The sequence below is a fragment of the Bradyrhizobium sp. S3.7.6 genome (assembly GCF_054061875.1).
Genome location: NZ_JBSSEQ010000004.1, coordinates 357,625 through 378,407, shown reverse-complemented (window position 1 = coordinate 378,407; position 20,783 = coordinate 357,625). Strand labels below are relative to the sequence as shown.

The window sequence follows — 20,783 nt, the reverse complement described above, 5'->3', positions numbered from 1 at the left end:
GATTGGCCGACTCGCCGGTCAAGGAACCTGCTGCAAGAAATCGCGCGTCTCGCGCTAATTGCCCTCTGGTCCGCGAACCTGCGCACTCTTTTCGGCAGTATCGCGAAATCGCGCTGCGCCCACCAATACGGTCAAGGCAATAGGCGTGGTTACCACGCCAAGCCCGATGATTAGGATTTCGTGCAGCACTGGCCTGCTCTGAAGTACCGAAAAGCAAACGATTGAAGCAGCTGCAATGAATACGGTGCCCAGCGTTGTCCCGAGCGTCGGCGCGTGGACCCGCTCGTAGAATGTGCCGAGCCGCAAAAGGCCCAGCGAACCGACCAGTGTGACGGCGGCGCCAACAAGCAGGAGAAATGCCGTGAGAGCCGCAGCCCAGGGCGGCAGGTGTTCGATGCCGTTCATTCCATCACCTCGCCGCGCAGCAGAAACTTCGCCAGCGCAATCGTACCAACAAAACCGAAGAGGGCCATGGCCAGGGCCGCTTCGAAATAGAGCGTTTCGCCGGATCGAATCCCGAACGTCAGAAGCAACAACATCGCGTTCACGGACAACGTGTCGAAGCCCAAAACGCGATCCTGTGCCCGCGGCCCGCGAAAGATGCGGACCACGCCACAGCCGATAGCCAACACCAGAAGTACCTGCGCGGCGGAAAGCGCGTAGATCAGCAAGAGCTGGCTCATTCGAATATCTCCAGCAGATGGCGTTCGTAGCGCTGCTTGATCGTGCGGATCCACTCGGCTTCATCGACCAGGTCCAGAACATGGATCATCAACAAACCCTTCTGTGCATCGAAGTTCACCCACAGCGTTCCGGGGCTCGAGGTAATGATGCAGGCCAGCAACGCCAGTCCGTAGGGATTGCGCATATCGAGCGGAACGTTCACGAATCCGGATTTTCGCTGTCGGCGCCCAAAACCGAGAATGATCCGGCCAACCGCCAAGTTGGAGCGGATGATATCAATCGCCACCAATCCCAGCAGGCGTAGAAGGACGCCGGGTCGCCTGACGCGCGTGCTTGGTAACTCCAGTACGGTGAGAAACCGCCCGCCGACGAGCGCAATCACACAACCGAGGAGGACATGTCCGATCGTGACTGCCTGATTGAGCAGTAGCCACAATGCGAGCAGACAGAAGCTCATCCGCGGAAAGGGCAGGAATCGCGTCATTTGCCGCCCGCCTTTCGACTGCCTTGGGCGCTTATCTCCAGGACGTCGCTGACGTAGCCCGCCGGCGCGTGCAGCGATTGCGCCGTTGCCTGCATGAAACGCATCACCGGACCGGCGAGCACTGTCTGGGCCGCGCAAATGATCAACAGGAACATGATGGGCGCCATCTCGATCAAGCGCACACGCGGCACGGCGCGATCTGGCGAGGCCCAGAAGGAGCGTATACCTGCTCGGGTCAGCGCGACCAACGCCGCGAAACTGGATACGAGGAGCGCCAACAGGAGCGCCCATCCACTGCCAGGAACGGCACCGCCCGGATGCATGTCTGCAGGACGAAGCGCCGCCGTCAGCAGCGCGAATTTGGCTATGAACCCCGACAGCGGCGGGAGCCCGGCGATGACTAGCGCGCACCCCATAAAGGCGACGCCGAGCAACCCCATCGTGGCCACAATGGCCATGCCGACCTCCTCTTCCGTATCGTCCGCGTCGTCATCCTCTCCATAAGCTTCCCGGGTGACGGCGATCACATCAGCTCCGGGTTCGCGGCCGCGCTCGATGAGTTCGGCCAGAAGGAAGAACGCGCTGATGCCGAGAGTCGAGCTGACCAGGTAAAACAGTGCTCCACCGGTGACACTGACTTGTCCGGTCCCTGTGGCTGCCAGTACGGTTCCGGAGGATACCAGCACCGAAAAGCCGCCGAGACGGGCGGTGTCCTGGGATGCCAATGTGCCGATTGCTCCGAATGCGATCGTCGCCAACCCGCCCCACAACAGCCAGTCACTACCGAAGCCCGCTGACGCGCCGCTGCCCTCACCAAAAAGCAACAGCGATAGACGCAGGATGATATACGCGCCGACCTTGGTCATGAGCGCAAAGATCGACGCCACCGGTGGACTCGCGGCTGCGTAGGCCGTCGGCAGCCAGAAACACAGGGGCCACATGCCGGCCTTGAGCAGGAAGGCCACCGCCAGCATGCCGGCGCCTGCTTCGAGCAAACCGCGGCTCTCCGCAGCGATTGCAGGTATCCGCGCCGCGAGGTCCGCCATATTGAGCGTCCCGGTGACGCCATAGATCAGGCTGACCCCGATCAGGAACAACAGCGACGCGACCAGATTGACGACGATGTAGTGCAACCCAGCTTTCACCCGTGCGAGACCGGAACCATGCAGCAGAAGGCCGTACGAAGCGGCCAGCAATAACTCGAAGAAGACAAACAGGTTGAAGAGATCGCCGGTCAGGAAGGCACCATTGAGGCCCATCAACAGAAACTGAAAGAGCGGATGGAAATGCGCGCCTGTCCGGTGCCAACGGGCAAGAGAGAACACAACCGACGCCAACGCCAGGATGCTGGTCAGGAGCAGCATGAGCGCGGAGAGCCGATCGAGAACGAGGACAATTCCGAAAGGAGCGGGCCAATCGCCCAGGCGATAGACTTCCCTGATTCCGGGGTGACCCGAATCAGACATTCCGAGCAAGATCATCGCGACGCAAACGAGTGCAACCGTTGCGGCGACATTGACGGATGCCACTATGTTGCGGTGCCGCTCTCCATTCAAGAGCAGCATGCCTGCACCGGCAAGCAGGGGCAGGACGATGGGCGCAACGACCAGATTTGCGATTCCGCTCACGCCTCGGGCTCCTGACCGTCGACGTGATCGGTGCGAGCCAGGCCGCGCGACGCGAGGAGAACGACAAGGAACAGCGCCGTCGTCGCAAAACTGATGACGATTGCAGTCAATACGAGCGCCTGTGGTAGCGGGTCAGCATGTTTCATTGCATCCCCGATCTCCTTTGCGATCAGCACCGGCGCTCCCGTCCGCGCCCGCCCCATGGCCACGATGAAGAGGTTGACGGCGTAAGAGAGCAACGAAAGCCCGATGATGACTTGAAACGTGCGCGGCCTGAGGACCAGCCACACGCCGGACGCCGCAAGCGCACCTATGCCGATGGCCAGGCTAAGCTCCATTACACCAACCCCTCTTTCGGTCGCTCACCGGGCGCGCGTTGCCCCGCCTGGAGCGGCACGCCGTAGCGACGCAGCGATTGATGCGCGATTGCGATGAGCATCAAGACCGTGGCGCCGACGACGAGCGAGAACACACCGATATCGAAGAGAAGAGCGCTGGCCGTGGGGACGCGACCGAGCAGAGGCAATTCGGCATATGCAAAGTACGAGGTCAGGAAGGGGTGTCCGAAAACGCAGGCGGCAGCTCCCGCACACCCTGCCAGCACGAGGCCGAAACCCATCCAACGCACCGGCATGACGTGAAGACGAGCTTCCACCCAAACCGTGCCGCGAGCCATATATTGCAGGATGAACGCTGTCGCCATTGCGATGCCGGCGACGAAGCCGCCGCCCGGAAGGTCGTGCCCGCGCAATAGAAGGAAAATGGCCACGACGCCGATCACGGGAAACAGCAGCCCCATCATCAATGCCGCGGTAGCAAGCGTGTCCTTGGCAGTGTCGCCCTTCTGTCGATCGGGATGAGCCTCGTCGTGGGCATCCTGGGCATGCTGCTGTTCGGGAACGGGAATGCTTTCGGGGGCCGGACGGAAACGGCGCAAAAGCGCGAAGACGGTCAGTGCGACGACCGCAAGCACCGTGATCTCGCCGAGCGTATCGAACCCGCGGAAATCAACCAGGATGACGTTCACCACATTGGTTCCGCCACCCTTCGTGTATGCGTTTTCCACGAAGTATCGTGAAATGCTGTGATTATCCGGGAGCTGCATAGCTGCCAGAGCGAGGGTGGCCAAACCGAGTCCGGCGAGGAGCGCGATGGAGAAGTCGCGAGCGCGGTGCCACCGAATGCTGCCGCGTGCCTCGTCCGGGCTTGATTGAGCAATGCGTTTTGGCAGCCACCGCAAGCCGAGCAATAGGAGAACCGTCGTAACCGTCTCAACGACGATCTGCGTCAGCGCGACATCGGGAGCGGACAGCCAGACGAAGCTGACGCAGGTGACGAGGCCCGCGGTCCCGAGCAGTATCAGCGCGACCACCCGATGAAATTTGGCCTGGACCGCGGCTCCTACCGCGCAACCGACGCCCACCACCCAGAGTAATCCGAAGACGAGGTCGAATTCACGTCCTGATGGTCCCGTCAGCGAGAGGCCGCGGGCGTACAGGGGTAGCAGGGCAGCGACGAACGCCACGCCAGCCAAGATTCGCAATTGTGGTTGGAGGTGTCTCGTCCCGAGATTGGTGGCGAGCCATCGCGCAAGGCGCCAGGACAACGTCACCAACACCCAGTCAAAGATCCGCTTACCGTTGATGCGACCGAGCAACGGCGGTCCCTCGTGCACGAGCAGGTAGGAGCGCAGCATGACGTAGACGCCCAACCCCCCGACCATCGCTACTATGCTCATCAGAAGTTCGGGCGTAATTCCGTGCCAGAGACGAAGGCTGTACTCCGGCATCGCGGAGCCGAGAACCGCCCGAGCAGCCGTATCGAGGATCGGCGCTACGGTGAGAGCCGGCGCGACGCCGACGACGAGGCATGCCAGCACGAGCAGTTCGGCCGGAAGTCGCATCAACAGGGGCGGCTCATGTGGAACGCGTGGCAAGCCGGTTGGAGCCGGGCCGAAGAACACGTCGCGAATAAAGCGCAGTGAATAGGCAACCGTGAACGTGCTGGCGAGAGTGACGATGTACGGCAGCGCCTGATCGACGAGGGAATTGTCATGGACCTCGATCGTCTCGGCAAAAAACATCTCCTTCGACAGAAAACCGTTCAGCAACGGCACTCCCGCCATTGCCGCGGCAGCCACCATGGCCAGCGTCGCCGTAATCGGCATGAAGGCCCATAGCCCGCTAAGGCGGCGGATGTCGCGCGTGCCGGTTTCGTGATCGATGATGCCGGCCGCCATGAACAGCGATGCCTTAAAGGTCGCGTGGTTCATGATATGGAAAATCGCCGCGATCTGCCCGAATGGGGTATCGAGTCCGGTCAAAAGCGTGATCAGTCCGAGATGGCTGATCGTCGAGTAGGCCAGTAGCCCCTTCAGATCCTGCTGAAACACGGCGAGAAACGCGCCCAGAAAAAACGTGATCAGGCCGATCGAGCCCACCAGCCACAGCCATTCATTCGTTCCACCCATTGCCGGCCAGAGCCGCACCAGAAGGAACACTCCGGCTTTCACCATTGTTGCCGAATGGAGATAAGCGGAAACGGGAGTTGGAGCGGCCATCGCGTGCGGCAGCCAGAAATGAAACGGGAATTGCGCGCTTTTGGTCAGAGCGCCGAGAAGGATCAGAACGAGTGCGGGGACATAAAGCGCGTGCGAACGGATCACGTTTCCGGAAGCCAGCACCTGCTCCAGGTCATAGCTGCCGACGATGTGCCCGATCAGCAGCACGCCAGCGAAGAGGCAAAGCCCGCCCGTCGACGTGATCACCAGCGCCATGCGCGCGCCGTCTCTCGCAGCCGCGTTGTGGTGCCAGTAACTGATCAGCAGGAATGAAAAGAGACTGGTCAGCTCCCAGAAAAACACAAGTTGCAGCAGGTTGCCGGAGAGCACGAATCCAAGCATTGCCCCCATGAAGGCGAGCAGGAGGGAGAAGAACCGCGGAACGGGATCACTGGGTGACATGTAGTAGCGGGCATACAGCACCACCAGAAAGCCGATGCCGGTGATCAGCATGGCGAAGGCCCATGCGAACCCGTCAAGCCTCAGCACAAATGCGAGTCCAAGTTCAGCGACCCAGTCCGTTCGCCACCCGACAACGCGGCCATTCGTCACGTTCGGATAAGCCGCGCCGATGAGGCAAAAAGCTATAAGTGCGATCGATCCAGCGAGCCATGCTTCAGCGTTGCGTGCATTGACCCGCAAGAGTGCCGCAATAAAGCTTCCTGCGAAAGGAAGGACGAGAACGGCAAGCAGGAACATTTGCGTTCATTGCCCCAGGCTGCGAGGTGGAGAGATGCTTCGCTGATCCTCAATTGCTTAGCCGAGGCGGATCGATATCTCCACTGCTAGATTTAGCGCCATTGTGATTGGTTTGACCCGGAAACCGCCATTCTGGCGGACACTGGCTCCGCAATCGAGCGGTTCAGAGCCAGTGTGGAAGCGTGCCAGTCGCAGCGGCGACGACGGCCGCGAGAGCGCCGAGCAACGCGTAGAATCCGCAGAGCGCGATCACCCGCCAGCCACTCATCTCGACCGGCTCGGTGTCCTCAGCTGGGCTGACCTCGGAGCGGTATCGCATGTCATGGCGCCCGTTCAGTGTTCCATCGCAGGTGCAAGCGATCGACGCCGACTATAACAATGGCTCTGTAGAACTACGGCTCACATTCACGTCAAACCGCCCAGGTCTACCGGTGAAGCAAAAAGTGATCGCCTGCAGCAACGCCAGCCTGGCCATCCCACGCGATGTAATCTTTCGACGCATGTTCTTACGCAGCCAGGCAGTCCCGCGTGATTGTCCGCCCCTCTCACTCCAACGACGTCCCTTTGTCCCCTCTCGATACTTCGCGTGCACAGGTGCTGTGCGGTTTCGTCGCAATGTTTCCAGGGAAATGAACTACTATAGTCAGAGCATCATGGCTTATGTCATCGACATTGATGCGCGCACCGCGCGTTTTGCTCTTCACGCCGGCCGCCTCCAAGCAGGCGGTTAGCCGGACGGTGTTCGCGCCGTCCGGGCTCTTTTCCAGCTTTCGTGACCTCCACTCGAGAGGTCGTCTTGAAGCAGAAGGAGTGTGCCGTGCTGCCTCTTCCAAAAATCGCGCTGACCGCATCAGACTATCCGCGGCTCGAACAGCTCGCCCGCCTCGCCGTCCAAAAAGGAGATTTGGACGGGATATTCCTCATGGGCGAAATCAACCGCGCCGATATCGTCCCGGACGAAGCGGACAACGTCCGTCCGTTCGTGACGATCGGATCATGGGTCACTCATTGCACGAATTGGGGCGTTCCGCGTCGCACCGTGCAATTGGTCTGGCCCGAGGAGTGCTGGTCGGATCCCGCCTCCATTTCGGTGTTGACCCCGCTGGGTGCGGCTTTGATCGGACTGCAGGTCGGCGATCAGATGCCGTACTTTGTCGCCGGATGTCTGAATGTCGTCAGGGTCCAAAGCCTGACCCCATCGGATTCAAAGGTCGTCCCACTCTTCCGGAGAGGGACGAGGCGGTCAGGCAACCAGTTCGATGACGACCCCGGACCAACTGCAGCATAGGAGCGATCAATGCGCAATTTCGACGCTGAGAGCCTGCGAGAACAGCCGGTGTTGCCGCCGATCAAGATCACTGAGGACGAATCGCGGCGTCTCAGTTCTTTGGCCAATTCGAGCATGGATCTGTTTCCGCGAGTCGCCCATTTTCTGGCTCGAGAAATGGAACGTGCCACGGTGACGGACGAGAACAACTTGCGAGGTGTGATCAGGATGGGGTCGAAAGTAACCTATCGCGATGACGAAACGGGTGCGAGCCGAGAGATCGTGCTGGTCTATCCGCATGAGGCAAACATCGAACTCAATCGGATCTCGGTCCTGACGCCTGTTGGAGCGGCCTTGATCGGCCTATCGCCGGGGCAGCGGATCGAATTCGAGACACCCCACAAGCGCACCAGGGGCCTGACCGTTCTCGCTGTTTCCGAATAAGGGCTGTACGTTAAGTCAGATCGAGCCTCGCCGTCTTGCGATGTGGGCGCGCCGTCTAGGAGGGCGTCGCGCCTGGATCGCGGGCCCTCTCTCGGGCGGACCCGCTCCCTGAAGACATGACGAAACTCGATGCGCAATGGGATGCTGCGATCAACGATCCGAATTTCGACGCCTTGCTGCCAATGTATGCCGCCGACGCCAGTCTAATGCCACCCGGCGCAGCGCCTCTGGACCTACGGCGATACGCGACTTCTTTGCCAAAAGAGGCACGAGCGTCAGAAATCACAAGCTTGAGCTTGTAGAGACTTTGCAGATGGGAGACTACGCTTACCTCGCTATTCAAAGCTTCATTTGGTAAAGGGCGAGGAAACGACCATGCTGTCCGGCGGTACCGTTCAGCTTTATGAGCACCAATCCAACGGCGAATGGAAGGTTAAGTCCGTATTTTTGTTCGGGAGTAGTCAAGGCGCATTTGATATCTAGCAGCATTCTTGAGCGACCCGTTCTGGTCTGCGGCTCGAATACTTCGAGCGAGAGGCATTTGCATGACGGACCTGCGGTCGTTGATTGAAAATCCTAGCCGGTGCCACGCTCCTCGGCGTCGCGCGCAGGGCCAGCGCACAAAAAGTCAAATCATTCACCATTGCCTACCTCGCCTACTTGCAGGTGAGGATCGTAGCTTCGTGCGGAATTTTTTTGCGCCGTCTCGATCAGCTTGATTAACGTGACGGAAAAAACCTGCAGTTCGTCTATCGCTCGGCAGAAGGCCGGCCGGAACTCTTGCGAGGCCTTGCGTCCGACCTCATTCGGATGAAGCCTGACGCGCTTGTCACCGGATTTGGCACGGTTGCCGCCACGGCGGGCAAGGCAGCCAGAAGCGGCATCCCCGTTGTACTCATGGCTGTGGGCGATCCTGCCGGCGCCGAGGTCGTTGCAAGTCTCGCCCGGCCCGGCGGTAACGTCACCGGACTGTCGGACCTAGCCGCATATAGGGCATCCGGCTTCAGCTGTTGCGCGAGATCGTCCCTGCCGCCTCGTTGATTGCCGCGGTCTTGAACCCGGGCACGCCGTACGCGGCCCTCGCCTACAGGGAACTCGAGACCGCGGCGCATGTCGGGAGAATAGAGTTACGGGTCTTGTGCGCTCGCCCGAGGAGATCGCGCCGCAGCTCGAGGCCAGCAAGGTTGCAGGAGCCGGGGGCCTTGCGATCTCGAGGACCGCCTCACGTTTAGTAGCGGACCGAAATCGCCGCGGCCGCCTCCCGCCTGCATTCGCCCGCTATCTACGGCTACCGCGAGTTCGCGGAGGCAGGCGGCCTTATGTCCTACGGCACCGATCATGGCGAGCAATGGCGGCGCGGCGCGGAGATCATCGACCTCATTCTCAAAGGCGGGAAGCCGGCAGACATCCCCGTCGAGCGGCCGACCACGTTCGAGCTTGTCGTCAAACTCAAGACGGCCAAGGCCTCAAACATTGTGGTGCCGTCAACGATCCTGAGTCGTGCCGACAGGATCATCGAATGAGCGTCGCCACTTCCGAAATTGGCCCAAATGCGAAGTGCACGATGTCCGCTATTTAGTCGCTATCGGGGTAAAAGCGGACGTCGCACACAATCCGCGGGCGGTATTACTGCGCTAGAAATCTGAATGCGACAACCAGCGCCACCATGCTCGCGAAAATCAGCAGCGCCGCGAGGGTTTTTCGGGTCATTGGCCTCGTCGAACGGCGCGCAGCCGATTCACGGGGTTGAGATCTAGGCGGTCTCTGGGACCGCACGACTTTGCCCTCTGTCGTTGGCGTCCGAGCCTTTGGTTCCGGCGCTGCGCCCACGCCTCCCATCTCGCTGTAATAAGCGCTGTAGACCTCGCGAACGGCTAGGGCCGTGGATTCGGCCTCGCTCATTGTCTCGAGCCGAGTTCGATAGTTAGTCAGAAAGCTTTGGGCGCTGGACGGCAGGTCATCGAAACCACCGAGCTTGGCCATCATTAGCCAGGTGGCAAAATCCGCCTCAGCCTTCGTGCGCGCTTTCTTGGCGATACTGGCGCTGGAACCGGAGGACATGGTGGTCCGATTGGTCGGAATCCGGCCGCGAGGCTGTTCGTCGACACCATCCGCGCGGCAGGAAGGGCAATTGGCAATCCAGTCACAGTAATGACAGCGCGGGAGAGTTCAAACGCGAACCTTACCAACCAGTCGGTTCCTGGCCCAGGTTGAAGCGGAGTGAGCAGGCTGGCTAGGGTAGGGGCTCACCTCTGCTGATGCCCCAACGTGCTTTCATTGAACAGAAAATTTCTGTTTAACTCCTATGAGCAACATGCTGCGATGCGCGCGCCGGCAGCCATCTGGCACCCGAAGGAACCCTGCTCAGCTTCCTAAGGTTTGCATGCACAGTCGCTCTGATGCGTTGGAGACAGCTGAGGCAATGACCCGAGCCAAGCGCACGCCGCCGCTAGTCTGTGGGAGTATCACAAAGCCGAGACGGAATTGATCGGCAAGCCCGTGGTGCTGACGGATGAAAAGGCAGGGACTATCGAGGAATTGTGCTTGGACGAAGCGCACGTTTGCGTCTTTCCGTCGCTGGCCATCCCGGGAAGTGGCCCGTCTCAACGATTAAGCTCCTAGAGCGATAGAACTTCACCGCGTGTATAATGATCTGATGTTATCGGCTAATCGAAGCGACTCGCCCAGTCCCCGATGAATGCCGAGTTGGGGCGGCTCTGGACCGTCCCCCTCTGGTGCTCGACCGCGCCGGCTTTCTGGTCGAGCAGTCCGCCCTCAGCCCGCACATCTTCGACGAGGCAGGCCAATGACCATCGCCCTGATCGCCGCCGCCTGCTGGATCGGGCTGAACGTCCTCGCTGTGGGGGCCGGCGGTCGCTGGCGCAAGAGGCGAGCGCGTGAGCGTTCACGAGATCATATGGTATGCCACCGCCGCGGCCCTGGTCTGCACAGCTGCTGCCTACGGCATCGGCTGGGGCTACGTGCTGATCCGGCTGTACATCGCATACAGGTAGAGGCCGCTGTCTTAACAATGACTGCGAAGGTCAGCTAGCCGCCAGGTTGGGCAAGTAGGAAGGCACGTCGCCCTGCTTTTTGCGCTCGGCGATAAGCTCCTTCTCAGCCTCGTACCAGAAAGTGTCCATCTGCCTTGCTGGTTGGCCCGCCTTTTCCCAAAGGAGGTAAGCTCGATTCCTGATGTCTTGCTCGGTCATACCCGTCATGTGAGAGATCTCCCTTTCCGGGAAAACGTAGGGCGAGGTGTTGAAGTTCCTGCACGGAGTGAACCCGCGATGCGACGCGGCAACCCATGAAACTAAAGTTTCGCAGCATTTTCTGGTCATGCCGAGATACTTCTTTCATATCAAGCACGTGCGTGGCGAGATCGACCACCAGGATGAGGAACTTCCTGACAAGCATGCGGCGTGGAACGAGGCCACTGTGACAGCCCGTCAGATGCTCCAAGGCATTGATGGGAAGCTGACGCCGGCCCGAGACTGGCAGATGGAAGTGACGGACGAGTTTCAGACCACGCTTTACGTCCTGCGCATTCAAGCTGAAGTGCCAAAGTGAGGCCCAGAGACCGGCCTTTCCACACGATTTGCTGGCGTTTTATGGGTATGATCCTGACCTGCGTAGTTCGCGCACCGCCTGCTTCGGGGGCGTCGCTGCTAAGCCATGAACCGGCCTGAGCTCGGCACGCCCCGCCTAGAAAAGCTCGAGGTCGGCCCCCGGCCAAATCCCGGCGTGGCCAGGAGCGTCCCACATACGGTCCCGACCTGAGCGGTTTGCCCGTCGTATTCGTTTGCGGGGTCGGCGTGCCATTCAGCCTCTACGAGACCGGGCGCGTCCTTTGGTGGATCATCTCGCCGAAGCCGGCACAGCAATGCACGGATGGATGACCGCTTCTGGAGGAAAAGCAGACTACGCAGGCAATTTGAGCATTTCGCCTTTTGGACCCATGGCGGACATAACGCACTCCGGCGTGATGTCTTCCCCTACGTTGCGGGGAGGTCGATCTTACGCGGCTTGCAGTATCAACTCGCTCACGCGGTCTGGTGCATCGAGCATGGCCATGTGCCCAAAATCCGGCAGTTCGAATGTGGCCCAAGACTTGTCGCTCTTGCAGTCTGCCAGTGCTTTGTCAAAGGGCGGCTGTGGAAATTTTGGGAGCCGGATGTATGTCTTCTTCGCCACCTTTTGGAGCGCCCCGGAAACCTTGATCTGCTGGAGATAGGTGCCGACTGGATGCGGAGTAACCTTAGACTCGGCGAATGCCCGATCGCGTTCGGCAACAACACTGGCCGGATAATGCGCCGATCCGCGAACGCCCGCCTCGCCCTTGTCGATGGCCATTTGTATGCCTTTGCGGACCGGCTCGGCTGCGTAGTCCGCCACCCTTTGTCCGTCGGCCGGAATGTAGGCATCAAGCCATACAACCGATGAGACGCGATCGCCGATGCTTTCGAGTGCACCCGAGCCTACAAAGCCTGCATAGGACCAAGCCACGAGGCAGACGTTCTCGAGACTTTCCCATTTGATCAGGTTGACGACGTCGGCAATGTGGGTGTCCAGATCGACATCCTTGCTCAGCAAATGCGAGCGCTCGGCTAAACCCGTGAGTGACGGAGCGAACACTTTATGGCCGTCCTGTTCGAGCCGGTCAGTGACCCGGCGCCATATCCAGCCACCGCAAAAAGCCCCGCTGACAAAGACAAAGGTCTTTCGCGCCGATTGCGCGCGGTCGGCACCGACCGCCCCTGGGGTCGCTGCTGCCGCCAGACCGCCGGTTGCAGCACTGCGCAGGATGCGACGGCGGGTAATTCCACCATTCGTCATGACAAAATTCCTATGGTTTGAGGAAGATCGGGACCGAAGCGGATTGCAACCTTGGAGGATATCCGCGCGTCGGTTCGCGGCCAAGGCCTGCTCGTGGCCCGTTTGAGACGTGCCCACTATCCTGAGAATGTCCGTTCACCGGGGGCGGTCTCAACCGATCGACGCAACACTTTATCTTAGAGGGAAAAGATGGAGTGTAGGATGGAACGGAGATTTCATAGAGGTTTCACTGCGGCAGAAAAGACGGAGTTATGGGACCGGTGGAAGCGCGGGGAGTCACTGAAGGCGATCGGGCGAGCTTTTTGGTAAGCAGTCATCGTCGATCTATTTTCTGGTTGCCCCGCATGGAGGGTTTCGTCCTGCGGAGCGGCGTCGCTCCAGGTTGGCATTGACGCTTGCGGAACGCGAGGTGATTTCCAGAGGCGTTACGGCACGTCAATCGGCCCGGTCGATCGCCAAATTACTTGGCCGCTCGCCATCGACGGTGAGCCGGGAAATGAGCCGCAATGGCGGCTATGACCGCTACCGGGCGACACTTGCGGACGAGAATGCCTGGGCACGATCCCGTCGTCCAAAATGTTGTAAGCTGGCGACCAATCCGCGGCTTCGGCAGGCAGTGGCAAGGAAGCTCAGATTAGATTGGTCACCCGAGCAGATAGCCGGTTGGCTGAAGAGAACGTATCCTGAAGACGAGTGTAATCAGGTGTCACACGAGACCATCTACCGCAGCCTGTTTGTCCAAGCGCGTGGCGTGCTCAAGAAAGAGCTGCTTAGTCATCTTCGATCGAGGCGTTCGATGCGCCGCTCTAGGCCGGTTGATCCGAATGGCGATAGACGGGGACACATGAAGGATGCCGTCTCAATCCGTCAGCGACCGGCTGCGGTTGAAGATAGGGCTGTGCCTGGCCATTGGGAGGGCGATCTGTTGTCCGGGCCGAACAACACCTACATCGCGACCTTGGTCGAGCGTCAAACGCGTTACGTGATGTTGGCCAGGGTGGCAGGCAAGGACACCCGGACTGTAGTCAACGCGCTCATCAAGCAGGCGAAGAAGCTACCTAGAGAGCTGTATAAGTTCCTGACCTGGGACCGAGGCAGGAACTGACGGATCATCGGCGCTTTACGATGGCGACCAACATCGATGTCTATTTTTGCGACCCGCAAAGCCCGTGGCAGCGCGGGTCGAACGAGAATACCAATGGCCTGCTGAGACAGTACTTTCCAAAGGGCACCGACTTGTCGGTGCATTCGCAAGCCCATCTGAACAAAGTGGCTCGTCAGCTAAACGAACGGCCACGTGAGACCTTGCAATTTGAAACGCCAGCAGAGAGATTTAATGCCTGTGTTGCGTCAACCGGTTGAGCCGGCAGGGGGTAGACCGGAAGTCGTCGTGCTCCGGCCAAACCGACGCGAATGACCCCGCCCAGACATCCGTCTGAATGAGGGATCAGGGTGCCATCGCTGACAAAACAATCTGTGATGCCGTCGGTCCAGCTCATTCCAAGCCGTCTTATAGGGAGGCAGCCCATCAAAGTGCGGCTTACGAGCGGTCTTAAGAAAAGGAGGACTCAATATGGCAACATTCATCCTTGTTCCCGGGGCAGGCGGCATGGCTTGGTATTGGCACCGTGTGGCCCCGCTTATTCACGCGTCAGGGCACGAACCCGTGGCGGTTGACCTCCCTGGCGACGACAGGCACGCCGGTCTTGCAGCGTATGCTGACATCGTCGTCCGCTCGATCGCGGAACGAGCCGATGTTATTCTGGTCGCTCAGTCGCTTGCAGGCTTCACGGCACCCCTCGTTTGCGCACGTGCGCACGTGCGGATGGTGGTGTTTGTCAACGCGATGATCCCAGAGCCGGGCGAGACCGCTGGCGTATGGTGGGGCGCAACAGGAGCAGTAGAGGCGCGGGAACAAGCTGCGGCGGTGCGTGGCTATACGGCGGAATTCGACGTGGAAACGTACTTTCTGCACGACGTGCCGCAGGAGGTGCTGCGCGCTGGCCCTGAAAAGCCTCGCGAGGAAGCCGAGACCATTTTCGGCGAGCCCTGTCTTTTCGAGCGTTGGCCTGACATCCCCATTCATGTTCTTGCGGGAAAAGATGACCGCTTTTTCCCAATCGAATTTCAACGGCGTGTCGCGCGCGAAAGGCTCGGAAAGGAGGTGGCAGAAATTCCCGGTGGCCATCTTGTTGCGTTGTCGAATGCGGAGGGACTGGCCGAATGCCTTGTTGCCTATGAGAAGGGTTGATTGCGGGCCAGCTTTGCTAAATGAGTCTAGGTCGGCTCATGGCCCTTCAGCGACCTCGGGAGACGTCCGCTTTCCCCGCCGCATCTGGTCGTGGCAAATTCAGGCCCCCACCATTACCAGACATCGAACGTTCATTCGGCAGATCGGATGCCTCGCGGATCGATACCTCGGTTCGAGGCGACGTAATCGATCTCGCCGCGCGTAGTACCGATATCCATTAGCTCCCTGTCACTTAGGTCGCACAAGGTGGCTCGTAACCTCGCCACTGTTGAAATGCATCCCAATATATTTCGAGAGGGCTGTAGACTTGCCGCTTTGCGGCTGCCTGTCTCGGCTCGGTGGCCCCGTGGACCGTGCTCATTGCGATGTGTCCAGGCTGGACTGTTTCACGAGCCGAGGATACCGGGCGATGCGCTGGCGCGCTTAACATCCGGCTTACTTTTTCCTCCCCGGCGGCTTATTCTTTGCGCCTGCAACCGGCAACAGAAGCCGTTGGAGGCAACGTAGGGAAATAGCAACGTGCGCTACCTCTTCGAGGAGTACGCATTCGACACTGACCGCCGGGAGCTACATCGCGGAGCGAACGTCGTGGCCATCGCGCCCCAGGTATTCGACCTGCTCGACTACCTGCTCCGCAATAGGGAGCGCGTCGTTAGTAAAGACGACCTCATCAAGGCCATTTGGGACGGGCGTATCGTCTCCGATGCAGCGCTGACGACCCGCGTGAACGTCGCCCGGAGCGCGATCGGCGATTCCGGCGAGGAACAGCGCCTGATCAAAACACTGCCAAGGAAGGGCTTTCGCTTCGTTGGCCCGGTGCGGGAAGCGCAGAGGCCCTTAAGCGTGGCGGTAACCGAAATCCCGGCGGAACAGCCGAAACCCGTCCTGCCACTCCCCGATAAGCCCTCGCTCGCCGTTCTCCCCTTTACCAACCTGAGCTCCGACCCGGAGCAGGAGTATTTCGCCGACGGCATGGTCGAGGACATCATTACCGGCCTGTCGCGGTCCAAGTCGCTTTTTGTCATCGCGCGACACTCCACCTTTACTTACAAAGGCAAGGCCGTCGACATCAAGCAGGTCGGGCGTGAACTTGGCGTTCGCTATGTGCTCGAAGGCAGTGTGCGCAAAGCCGGCAATCGAGTCCGCATTACCGGGCAGTTGATCTACGCTACGACAGGAGCACATCTTTGGGCGGACCGGTTCGACAGTCAACTCGAAGATATTTTCGACCTGCAGGATCAAGTAACGAGCTGCGTGATTGGCGCAATCTTTCCTCAATTGGAGCGCGCCGAAATCGAGCGCGCGAAACGCAAGCCGACTGGAAGCCTTGAGGCCTACGACTATTATCTTCGCGCGCTATCAAGCTTTTACCAATTCACCCGCGAACAGAATATTGAAGCGGTTAGACTGAGCCAGGCCGCCAACGTGATCGATCCCGAATTCGCCGCAGCATACGCCCTTGGCGCTTATTCCTATCTGCAAAGAAAGTTCTTCGGCTGGAGAAGCGATGCTGCACAGGAGTGTGTTGAAGCCAGGCGACTCGTAATGCGGGCAATTGAGCTCGATAAGGACGATCCAACGGTGCTGGCGAGGACCGGACAGGTGATCTCTGAATTATTGGGTGAGGTCGAGGAGGGCGCAGCCCTCCTCTCACGGGCAATAAATCTAGATCCAAATCTCGTCATCGCACGGTATTCGCGCGGCGGAGAACACCTTATGCTCGGCGAATTAGACGCGGCGCTCGAACAATATGAAATCGCGGTGCGTTTAAGTCCGCTGGATCCATTAATATTTTTTGCCCAGACCGGGATAGCATATGCTCATTTTATGGCGGGTCGGTATGACGACGGTTCATCTTGGGCAAGGTCTGCTGTCCTGCAGCGGCCAAATTATGTGAACGCACAATTTATTCTGGCGGCATGCCTTTCGATGTCTGGACGGGTTGAGGAAGCACGAGTCGTCTTTGCGCGCCTACTGCAACTGAAGCCGGTCCTACGTATTTCCAGAATCAAAACAAGATTTCGCAGGGCGGAAGATATCGAAAGATTGTCGCAAGCTTGCCGGATGGCGGGCCTACCGGAATGAGCCGCGCCGCCTCGCAGTCCAGTCCCGCTGTCGACGCATGGATTGTTCCCGTCTCGTCAGCGCTGATAAGGTCGACGCTGATTGGATGAGACACTCGGGACGTGAAGTCATCGAGCGACCCGGCGACTTCCGGTTTTGGCCCATCGCGTCATTTCGCTGCGCTACGGAATTTGGTCGCTATCGGAGCATAGCGGACTCTGGCGAGCCGTCCGCCCGGCAGATTTATGGGTTCACGGCCTAGCAAAGCCGGTTTTGGTTTCAAGAGGAGGCTGAGAAAAATTTGTCACCGATTGCCGCGCCGTTACAGGTCCTCCCGCAGTCCTTGAAGAACGGATGCCGCACCTTTCCCTCGGCGGACTTGGCGCGATACTCGATCTCAGCAAGCAGCTTCGGTTCGACCACCTTTGTGCGCAATCATCTTGGCATAGGGCTGTGTCTTCCGCACCAGCGGCTCGAGGCGCCACCTCAGCTCGGCCGCCGATGTCTTGTCGAAGCCGTGGTCGACCTTGCCGGCATAGATCAGGTCGTCGCCCTTGCGCCGACCGAGATACATGCCGTCCCACTTGCCCTCATCGAGGGCGAAGCCGGCGATGGTGAGTGTCTCGCGCTGGGCGCAGGTTTTCTTGACCCAATTGTTGCTGCGGCCGACCGGGTACGCGCTGTCGCGCACCTTGGAGATGACGCCTTCGAGCCCGATCTTGCAGGCATGGGCAAACATCTCGTTCCCGTCGATCTCGAAACTCGCGCTGAACTGAACGTCGGTGCCGGCAATGATCTTCTTCAGCTCCGCCTTGCGCTGAAACAGAGGTAACTTCCGGATGTCCCTGCCGTTGAGGTAGAGCAGGTCGAAGGCGACGAGCACGATCTTCGTTGACTTGCCTTTGAGCTCATTCTGCAAGACCGAGAAGTCCGTCGTGCCGTCGGTGGCAGGTACGACAATCTCTCCGTCGATGATGGCCGAGCTCGCCTTGACGTGCCAGGCGTCATCGGAAACCTTCTTGAAACGCTTGGTCCAGTCGTGGCCGCGCCGTGTGAAGACCTTGACGGCTTCGTTGGCGAGGTGGACTTGCACGCGGTAGCCGTCGAACTTGATTTCGTGAATCCATCGCTCGCCGGATGGCACGCGGTCGGTCGCGGAGGCGTGCGGTCTGATCGGCTTGGCGCTGTTCGTCGCGCTCTATCTTCCTTGGTAAGCCGATCGCGAGTCCATCACAAAGACCTGCCGGTTCACGCTGGCGGGTTTTTATCGCTGACGCTTAACGCAGCCGAAGGCCGTCAGTTTATCGGACGGACGATTCCTTTGCTGGGAGGCGGTGCGTCATGGACTGTCTGAGCCTGGTAATACCGGCCGCTATTGGCGTGCTGGCTGGGCTGTTCTTCCTCGGCCACAACTGGCGGGCCTAGCACTCCCGGCGCTCTAATCCGCAATTGGATCGGCAGCCGGGAGCATTGGGGCTGGAATGACCTGCCGTGCCATGTCTGCCCTCCTAGTGACAATGCGTACAAAACCGGATTCCGGTAGTTGTCCGGACTCCATTTTTGGAACGGGGTGTTCTACTAAAGGAACACCGGCGCGATTTAAGTACCAACCGATTTCAAGTTATCCGGGATGGCCGCAGTGGGGCTGGAACCACGCTGCGGCTTTTCCCATTTGCGGGCCTGCTGGTTCAGCGAGTGTTTCGACCGGCAAGTCGCTGACGAACGCCTAGAATTCTCGCGTCATCGCCGGGTGCGTCCGGTTCTTCACCTTGATCCAGTCTTTCGAGCGGCCGGCGCCATAGCGCCGATCGCGGCGTTTCGAGACCAGACCCTCGAGGCCAATGCGGCAGGCGGCGCCGAACAGGTCAGGGCCGATAGCGCCCGCTTCGAACGGCGCGACGAATATGCCGTCCGGCCGGCCGCGCAGCAGCCGCACCAAATTGGTCTTACGCATCGTCAGTGGCAGCTGCCGCAGGCCCTCGCCGCCGACCGCAAGGATGTCGAAGGCGTAGAGCTGCACCTCGTGATCGTGCCGGCGCGAGTGCAGGGCGTTGAAGTCCGATGGGCCGTCGACGCCGAGGACCACGGCCTCGCCGTCGATGACGAATTGCAAGCCAGAGGGCCGAGACGAAGACTTTTGGCGCTTGGCCGAGCAGGAATTGCTCAACGAGGATCAAGGCTCACCTCGACGCACACCGGATACGATACGCTTTAGGCGAGGGCTATCTGTCATACCCGCGCTTGCCGGCTATCATCTGCCCTGCGCAACCCTGAGGAAATTTGGCGGGCGGTCTTTAGAAGACACCATGGGAGAACCGGTCCAGTGGTGGCAACGTCTCGGCCCTGGCTGTCCGCATACGGATCGTCTGTCATCTCCATCGAGAAGCCAAAGGGTTTGAGACGCTTCGCGTACAGATCTTTTGATCTAGTCGCGGATTTCAAGCGCTTGTTCGGAGGGTTGCGGCACCTTGGTATCAGAGAAGGTCGAGTTAATGGCTTCTGTCAAAGCGGAATTGGATAGATACTTTGAATCGTTCCGGCGACGGGTGCCTACGAAGGTGTCGAGCTTCATTCTGAGGCTACGAGAACCATCCTCGTTTTGGGTCCGTGTCGTTGTCGCCGGGTTGATCATCCTGGGAGGCGTCTTCAGCTTTTTGCCTATCTTCGGCCTCTGGATGCTGCCTCTCGGCCTCCTTCTTATCGCACAGGACATCCCTATTCTGCAGAAGCCTCTTCTCATGGCTTTGAGGTGGATCGAGGCCAAGTGGGAGCAGCTGAGAGCGCTCTTTAAGAAGAAACTATCACGCTGATGGACGTGATCCGGAAGTTCTATCTCCACTTCACTCTGGCTGCTAACGACTAAATCTGTCCGCGTTCTGGTGTCTCCCATGGCCCGCCGGTTGGCCCGGCGCGATCCAGAGCGCGGCGGGCTTTTTTGTTGCGCGCAGAGGTGGATTAGACTGGGGATTGCCTTGATGCCGCGCTACAACTTGTGGCAACTTCCGCGACATGTTGGGAAACAATTGATCCATGAAGCCGGATTTGATCGCCGGGGATTTTCAGCCTCAAGGCTACTTCGACGGCCGCCCATATCGCTTCGACGGCGATGGCGCGATCTATTCGGTTGTCGATGGCCGCGTCGTCCGCTTCACTGATTTCGAGGCCTTCGTCGCCCCCCGAAGCAGCGCCTGGTGCTGCCGGCGCTGCTGCTGACGTTCGTGGCGGCTCAGTGCGTCTCGCCGTCACTGGTCCAGCGCTATTACAGCTATCTGCCGTTCATCAGATTCGAGCCGCATCTGCTGGTGAGGGCGTGTGTCGACGTGCTGCCGGCGCTGGGGCTGGTTTTGCTGGTGGCACGGGGGCGAGCGAGTTTCGGGTTTGCGTTGAGCTTCTTTCTGCTGGCCTCAGTGGCCTAAGTAAAATTGTCGCGGCAGGACTTTGATTTTCGACTGGCCTTTAAGCCTGCTCTCGCTAGCATTGAGATCTGAATAGGCCGCTTTTATTCGGCTGGGTGTCATGTTCGAAGATGCAGCGAAGTTTCGTCGTGAGTATGTGGAGTGCCTCGAACAGGCAGACAAGACTGACGTCTTGTCGTCTAAAGCTCAATGGCTCTTGTTTGCCGACGAGTGGCTGAATCGGGCGATGGCCGCAGAGGCTCTGACGCGCGGCCGCTGAGCCTGTCGCGCGGAGTAAGGCCGCAGTTGGCGGCCAATCTCGCAGCCCAGTGTCTTCCTATTTGCTAGTCAGCAGATCTTCCCGGACTCTTCACGGCGCTCTGCCGCTGGAATGCCAGCGCTAGCGGCGTTTCGCTGTGGGAAATCAGTTCGGGAATTAGTTCGGTAATTTTGCCCGACATTCGGCGACAT

21 protein-coding genes and 3 pseudogenes are annotated in these 20,783 nt (G+C 59.5%); 11 read left to right on the top strand and 13 right to left on the bottom strand.

Features of this window, described 5'->3' with window-relative positions; genetic code table 11:
* Positions 1 to 54: 54 nt before the first annotated feature.
* From mnhG to ACVJ5M_RS47330, 7 genes are all read right to left on the bottom strand, one after another.
* Positions 55 to 405, bottom strand: a complete 351-nt coding sequence (gene mnhG / locus ACVJ5M_RS47360; RefSeq protein ID WP_063985061.1) for a monovalent cation/H(+) antiporter subunit G — start codon at positions 403 to 405, stop codon at positions 55 to 57.
* The gene (locus ACVJ5M_RS47355) at positions 402 to 683 is read right to left on the bottom strand and encodes a K+/H+ antiporter subunit F (protein ID WP_085398625.1); all 282 of its coding nucleotides are present in this window, start codon (positions 681 to 683) and stop codon (positions 402 to 404) included. The genes mnhG and ACVJ5M_RS47355 overlap by 4 nt, the downstream gene beginning before the upstream one ends.
* The gene (locus ACVJ5M_RS47350; RefSeq protein ID WP_063985059.1) at positions 680 to 1,168 is read right to left on the bottom strand and encodes a Na+/H+ antiporter subunit E; all 489 of its coding nucleotides are present in this window, start codon (positions 1,166 to 1,168) and stop codon (positions 680 to 682) included. Before ACVJ5M_RS47350 ends, ACVJ5M_RS47355 begins: the two co-directional genes overlap by 4 nt.
* Positions 1,165 to 2,796 carry a monovalent cation/H+ antiporter subunit D gene (locus tag ACVJ5M_RS47345; RefSeq protein WP_201266105.1) on the bottom strand — a complete coding sequence of 544 codons (1,632 nt, stop codon included), beginning with the start codon at positions 2,794 to 2,796 and terminating at the stop codon, positions 1,165 to 1,167. Before ACVJ5M_RS47345 ends, ACVJ5M_RS47350 begins: the two co-directional genes overlap by 4 nt.
* The gene (locus tag ACVJ5M_RS47340; RefSeq protein WP_063985058.1) at positions 2,793 to 3,134 is read right to left on the bottom strand and encodes a Na+/H+ antiporter subunit C; all 342 of its coding nucleotides are present in this window, start codon (positions 3,132 to 3,134) and stop codon (positions 2,793 to 2,795) included. The genes ACVJ5M_RS47345 and ACVJ5M_RS47340 overlap by 4 nt, the downstream gene beginning before the upstream one ends.
* Positions 3,134 to 6,055: a monovalent cation/H+ antiporter subunit A gene (locus tag ACVJ5M_RS47335; RefSeq protein ID WP_354100583.1), complete on the bottom strand. Its 2,922-nt coding sequence runs from the start codon at positions 6,053 to 6,055 to the stop codon at positions 3,134 to 3,136. Before ACVJ5M_RS47335 ends, ACVJ5M_RS47340 begins: the two co-directional genes overlap by 1 nt.
* Before the next feature lie 163 nt (positions 6,056 to 6,218).
* Positions 6,219 to 6,374, bottom strand: a complete 156-nt coding sequence (locus ACVJ5M_RS47330) for a hypothetical protein (protein WP_456679797.1) — start codon at positions 6,372 to 6,374, stop codon at positions 6,219 to 6,221.
* Between the two features lie 477 nt (positions 6,375 to 6,851).
* On the opposite strand from ACVJ5M_RS47330, the gene ACVJ5M_RS47325 reads away from it, so the two are divergent.
* The 4 genes from ACVJ5M_RS47325 to ACVJ5M_RS47310 all read left to right on the top strand — a co-directional run bounded on the left by ACVJ5M_RS47325 (position 6,852) and on the right by ACVJ5M_RS47310 (position 9,289).
* Positions 6,852 to 7,343 carry a GreA/GreB family elongation factor gene (locus tag ACVJ5M_RS47325; protein ID WP_063986618.1) on the top strand — a complete coding sequence of 164 codons (492 nt, stop codon included), beginning with the start codon at positions 6,852 to 6,854 and terminating at the stop codon, positions 7,341 to 7,343.
* Positions 7,344 to 7,352: 9 nt separating this feature from the next.
* Complete coding sequence (rnk, locus tag ACVJ5M_RS47320; RefSeq protein ID WP_354099094.1) at positions 7,353 to 7,766, top strand: nucleoside diphosphate kinase regulator; 414 nt, start codon at positions 7,353 to 7,355, stop codon at positions 7,764 to 7,766.
* 738 nt (positions 7,767 to 8,504) lie between these two features.
* Entirely contained in the window at positions 8,505 to 8,807 is a 303-nt protein-coding gene (locus tag ACVJ5M_RS47315; RefSeq protein WP_084795270.1) for an ABC transporter substrate binding protein, read from the top strand.
* A gap of 203 nt (positions 8,808 to 9,010) precedes the next feature.
* On the top strand, positions 9,011 to 9,289 hold the full coding sequence (locus ACVJ5M_RS47310) for an ABC transporter substrate binding protein (protein WP_084795269.1): 279 nt from the start codon (positions 9,011 to 9,013) through the stop codon (positions 9,287 to 9,289).
* A 103-nt stretch (positions 9,290 to 9,392) separates the two neighbouring features.
* On the opposite strand, the gene ACVJ5M_RS47305 is transcribed toward ACVJ5M_RS47310, so the two are convergent.
* Positions 9,393 to 9,827, bottom strand: a complete 435-nt coding sequence (locus ACVJ5M_RS47305; protein WP_085398627.1) for a hypothetical protein — start codon at positions 9,825 to 9,827, stop codon at positions 9,393 to 9,395.
* Positions 9,828 to 10,810: 983 nt separating this feature from the next.
* On the bottom strand, positions 10,811 to 10,987 hold the full coding sequence (locus ACVJ5M_RS47300; protein WP_084795268.1) for a DUF2934 domain-containing protein: 177 nt from the start codon (positions 10,985 to 10,987) through the stop codon (positions 10,811 to 10,813).
* 40 nt (positions 10,988 to 11,027) lie between these two features.
* On the opposite strand from ACVJ5M_RS47300, the gene ACVJ5M_RS47295 reads away from it, so the two are divergent.
* Positions 11,028 to 11,336: a DUF6894 family protein gene (locus ACVJ5M_RS47295; protein WP_244623332.1), complete on the top strand. Its 309-nt coding sequence runs from the start codon at positions 11,028 to 11,030 to the stop codon at positions 11,334 to 11,336.
* Between the two features lie 447 nt (positions 11,337 to 11,783).
* On the opposite strand, the gene ACVJ5M_RS47290 is transcribed toward ACVJ5M_RS47295, so the two are convergent.
* A complete protein-coding gene (locus tag ACVJ5M_RS47290; protein WP_244623331.1) occupies positions 11,784 to 12,602 on the bottom strand; it encodes an alpha/beta fold hydrolase in 819 nt (272 codons plus the stop codon).
* A 201-nt stretch (positions 12,603 to 12,803) separates the two neighbouring features.
* Here ACVJ5M_RS47290 and ACVJ5M_RS47285 point away from each other — a divergent pair.
* Both ACVJ5M_RS47285 and ACVJ5M_RS47280 read left to right on the top strand, forming a co-directional pair.
* A pseudogene (locus ACVJ5M_RS47285) lies at positions 12,804 to 13,964 on the top strand (IS30 family transposase).
* A gap of 211 nt (positions 13,965 to 14,175) precedes the next feature.
* The gene (locus ACVJ5M_RS47280) at positions 14,176 to 14,853 is read left to right on the top strand and encodes an alpha/beta fold hydrolase (RefSeq protein ID WP_063985052.1); all 678 of its coding nucleotides are present in this window, start codon (positions 14,176 to 14,178) and stop codon (positions 14,851 to 14,853) included.
* 131 nt (positions 14,854 to 14,984) lie between these two features.
* Here the strand turns inward: ACVJ5M_RS47280 and ACVJ5M_RS47275 are convergent, their stop codons facing one another.
* Complete coding sequence (locus ACVJ5M_RS47275) at positions 14,985 to 15,119, bottom strand: DUF1127 domain-containing protein (protein ID WP_371496218.1); 135 nt, start codon at positions 15,117 to 15,119, stop codon at positions 14,985 to 14,987.
* 253 nt (positions 15,120 to 15,372) lie between these two features.
* On the opposite strand from ACVJ5M_RS47275, the gene ACVJ5M_RS47270 reads away from it, so the two are divergent.
* Positions 15,373 to 16,938, top strand: a complete 1,566-nt coding sequence (locus ACVJ5M_RS47270) for a winged helix-turn-helix domain-containing protein (protein WP_063985051.1) — start codon at positions 15,373 to 15,375, stop codon at positions 16,936 to 16,938.
* A 301-nt stretch (positions 16,939 to 17,239) separates the two neighbouring features.
* Here the strand turns inward: ACVJ5M_RS47270 and ligD are convergent.
* Both ligD and ACVJ5M_RS47260 read right to left on the bottom strand, forming a co-directional pair.
* A pseudogene (ligD, locus tag ACVJ5M_RS47265) lies at positions 17,240 to 18,091 on the bottom strand (non-homologous end-joining DNA ligase).
* Between the two features lie 552 nt (positions 18,092 to 18,643).
* A pseudogene (locus tag ACVJ5M_RS47260) lies at positions 18,644 to 19,027 on the bottom strand (ATP-dependent DNA ligase); the annotation flags it as partial.
* 920 nt (positions 19,028 to 19,947) lie between these two features.
* Between ACVJ5M_RS47260 and ACVJ5M_RS47255 the strand changes: the two are divergent.
* From ACVJ5M_RS47255 to ACVJ5M_RS47245, 3 genes are all read left to right on the top strand, one after another.
* Positions 19,948 to 20,130: a hypothetical protein gene (locus ACVJ5M_RS47255; RefSeq protein WP_085398237.1), complete on the top strand. Its 183-nt coding sequence runs from the start codon at positions 19,948 to 19,950 to the stop codon at positions 20,128 to 20,130.
* Positions 20,109 to 20,333 (top strand): hypothetical protein, encoded by a 225-nt coding sequence (locus ACVJ5M_RS47250; RefSeq protein WP_085398238.1) that lies wholly within the window; start codon positions 20,109 to 20,111, stop codon positions 20,331 to 20,333. The genes ACVJ5M_RS47255 and ACVJ5M_RS47250 overlap by 22 nt, the downstream gene beginning before the upstream one ends.
* A gap of 100 nt (positions 20,334 to 20,433) precedes the next feature.
* Complete coding sequence (locus ACVJ5M_RS47245) at positions 20,434 to 20,592, top strand: hypothetical protein (protein ID WP_167768298.1); 159 nt, start codon at positions 20,434 to 20,436, stop codon at positions 20,590 to 20,592.
* Positions 20,593 to 20,783 lie beyond the last annotated feature (191 nt).

What these genes read in the sequence shown, in the direction of transcription:
- rnk (WP_354099094.1), top strand. Translation starts at nt 7,353, where the DNA reads ATGCGCAATTTCGACGCTGAGAGCCTGCGAGAACAGCCGGTGTTGCCG.
- ACVJ5M_RS47335 (WP_354100583.1), bottom strand. Translation starts at nt 6,055, where the DNA reads ATGTTCCTGCTTGCCGTTCTCGTCCTTCCTTTCGCAGGAAGCTTTATT.
- ACVJ5M_RS47280 (WP_063985052.1), top strand. Translation starts at nt 14,176, where the DNA reads ATGGCAACATTCATCCTTGTTCCCGGGGCAGGCGGCATGGCTTGGTAT.
- ACVJ5M_RS47300 (WP_084795268.1), bottom strand. Translation starts at nt 10,987, where the DNA reads ATGACGGGTATGACCGAGCAAGACATCAGGAATCGAGCTTACCTCCTT.
- ACVJ5M_RS47290 (WP_244623331.1), bottom strand. Translation starts at nt 12,602, where the DNA reads ATGACGAATGGTGGAATTACCCGCCGTCGCATCCTGCGCAGTGCTGCA.
- ACVJ5M_RS47340 (WP_063985058.1), bottom strand. Translation starts at nt 3,134, where the DNA reads ATGGAGCTTAGCCTGGCCATCGGCATAGGTGCGCTTGCGGCGTCCGGC.
- ACVJ5M_RS47350 (WP_063985059.1), bottom strand. Translation starts at nt 1,168, where the DNA reads ATGACGCGATTCCTGCCCTTTCCGCGGATGAGCTTCTGTCTGCTCGCA.
- ACVJ5M_RS47305 (WP_085398627.1), bottom strand. Translation starts at nt 9,827, where the DNA reads ATGTCCTCCGGTTCCAGCGCCAGTATCGCCAAGAAAGCGCGCACGAAG.
- ACVJ5M_RS47330 (WP_456679797.1), bottom strand. Translation starts at nt 6,374, where the DNA reads ATGCGATACCGCTCCGAGGTCAGCCCAGCTGAGGACACCGAGCCGGTC.
- ACVJ5M_RS47255 (WP_085398237.1), top strand. Translation starts at nt 19,948, where the DNA reads ATGAAGCCGGATTTGATCGCCGGGGATTTTCAGCCTCAAGGCTACTTC.
- ACVJ5M_RS47245 (WP_167768298.1), top strand. Translation starts at nt 20,434, where the DNA reads ATGTTCGAAGATGCAGCGAAGTTTCGTCGTGAGTATGTGGAGTGCCTC.
- ACVJ5M_RS47355 (WP_085398625.1), bottom strand. Translation starts at nt 683, where the DNA reads ATGAGCCAGCTCTTGCTGATCTACGCGCTTTCCGCCGCGCAGGTACTT.
- mnhG (WP_063985061.1), bottom strand. Translation starts at nt 405, where the DNA reads ATGAACGGCATCGAACACCTGCCGCCCTGGGCTGCGGCTCTCACGGCA.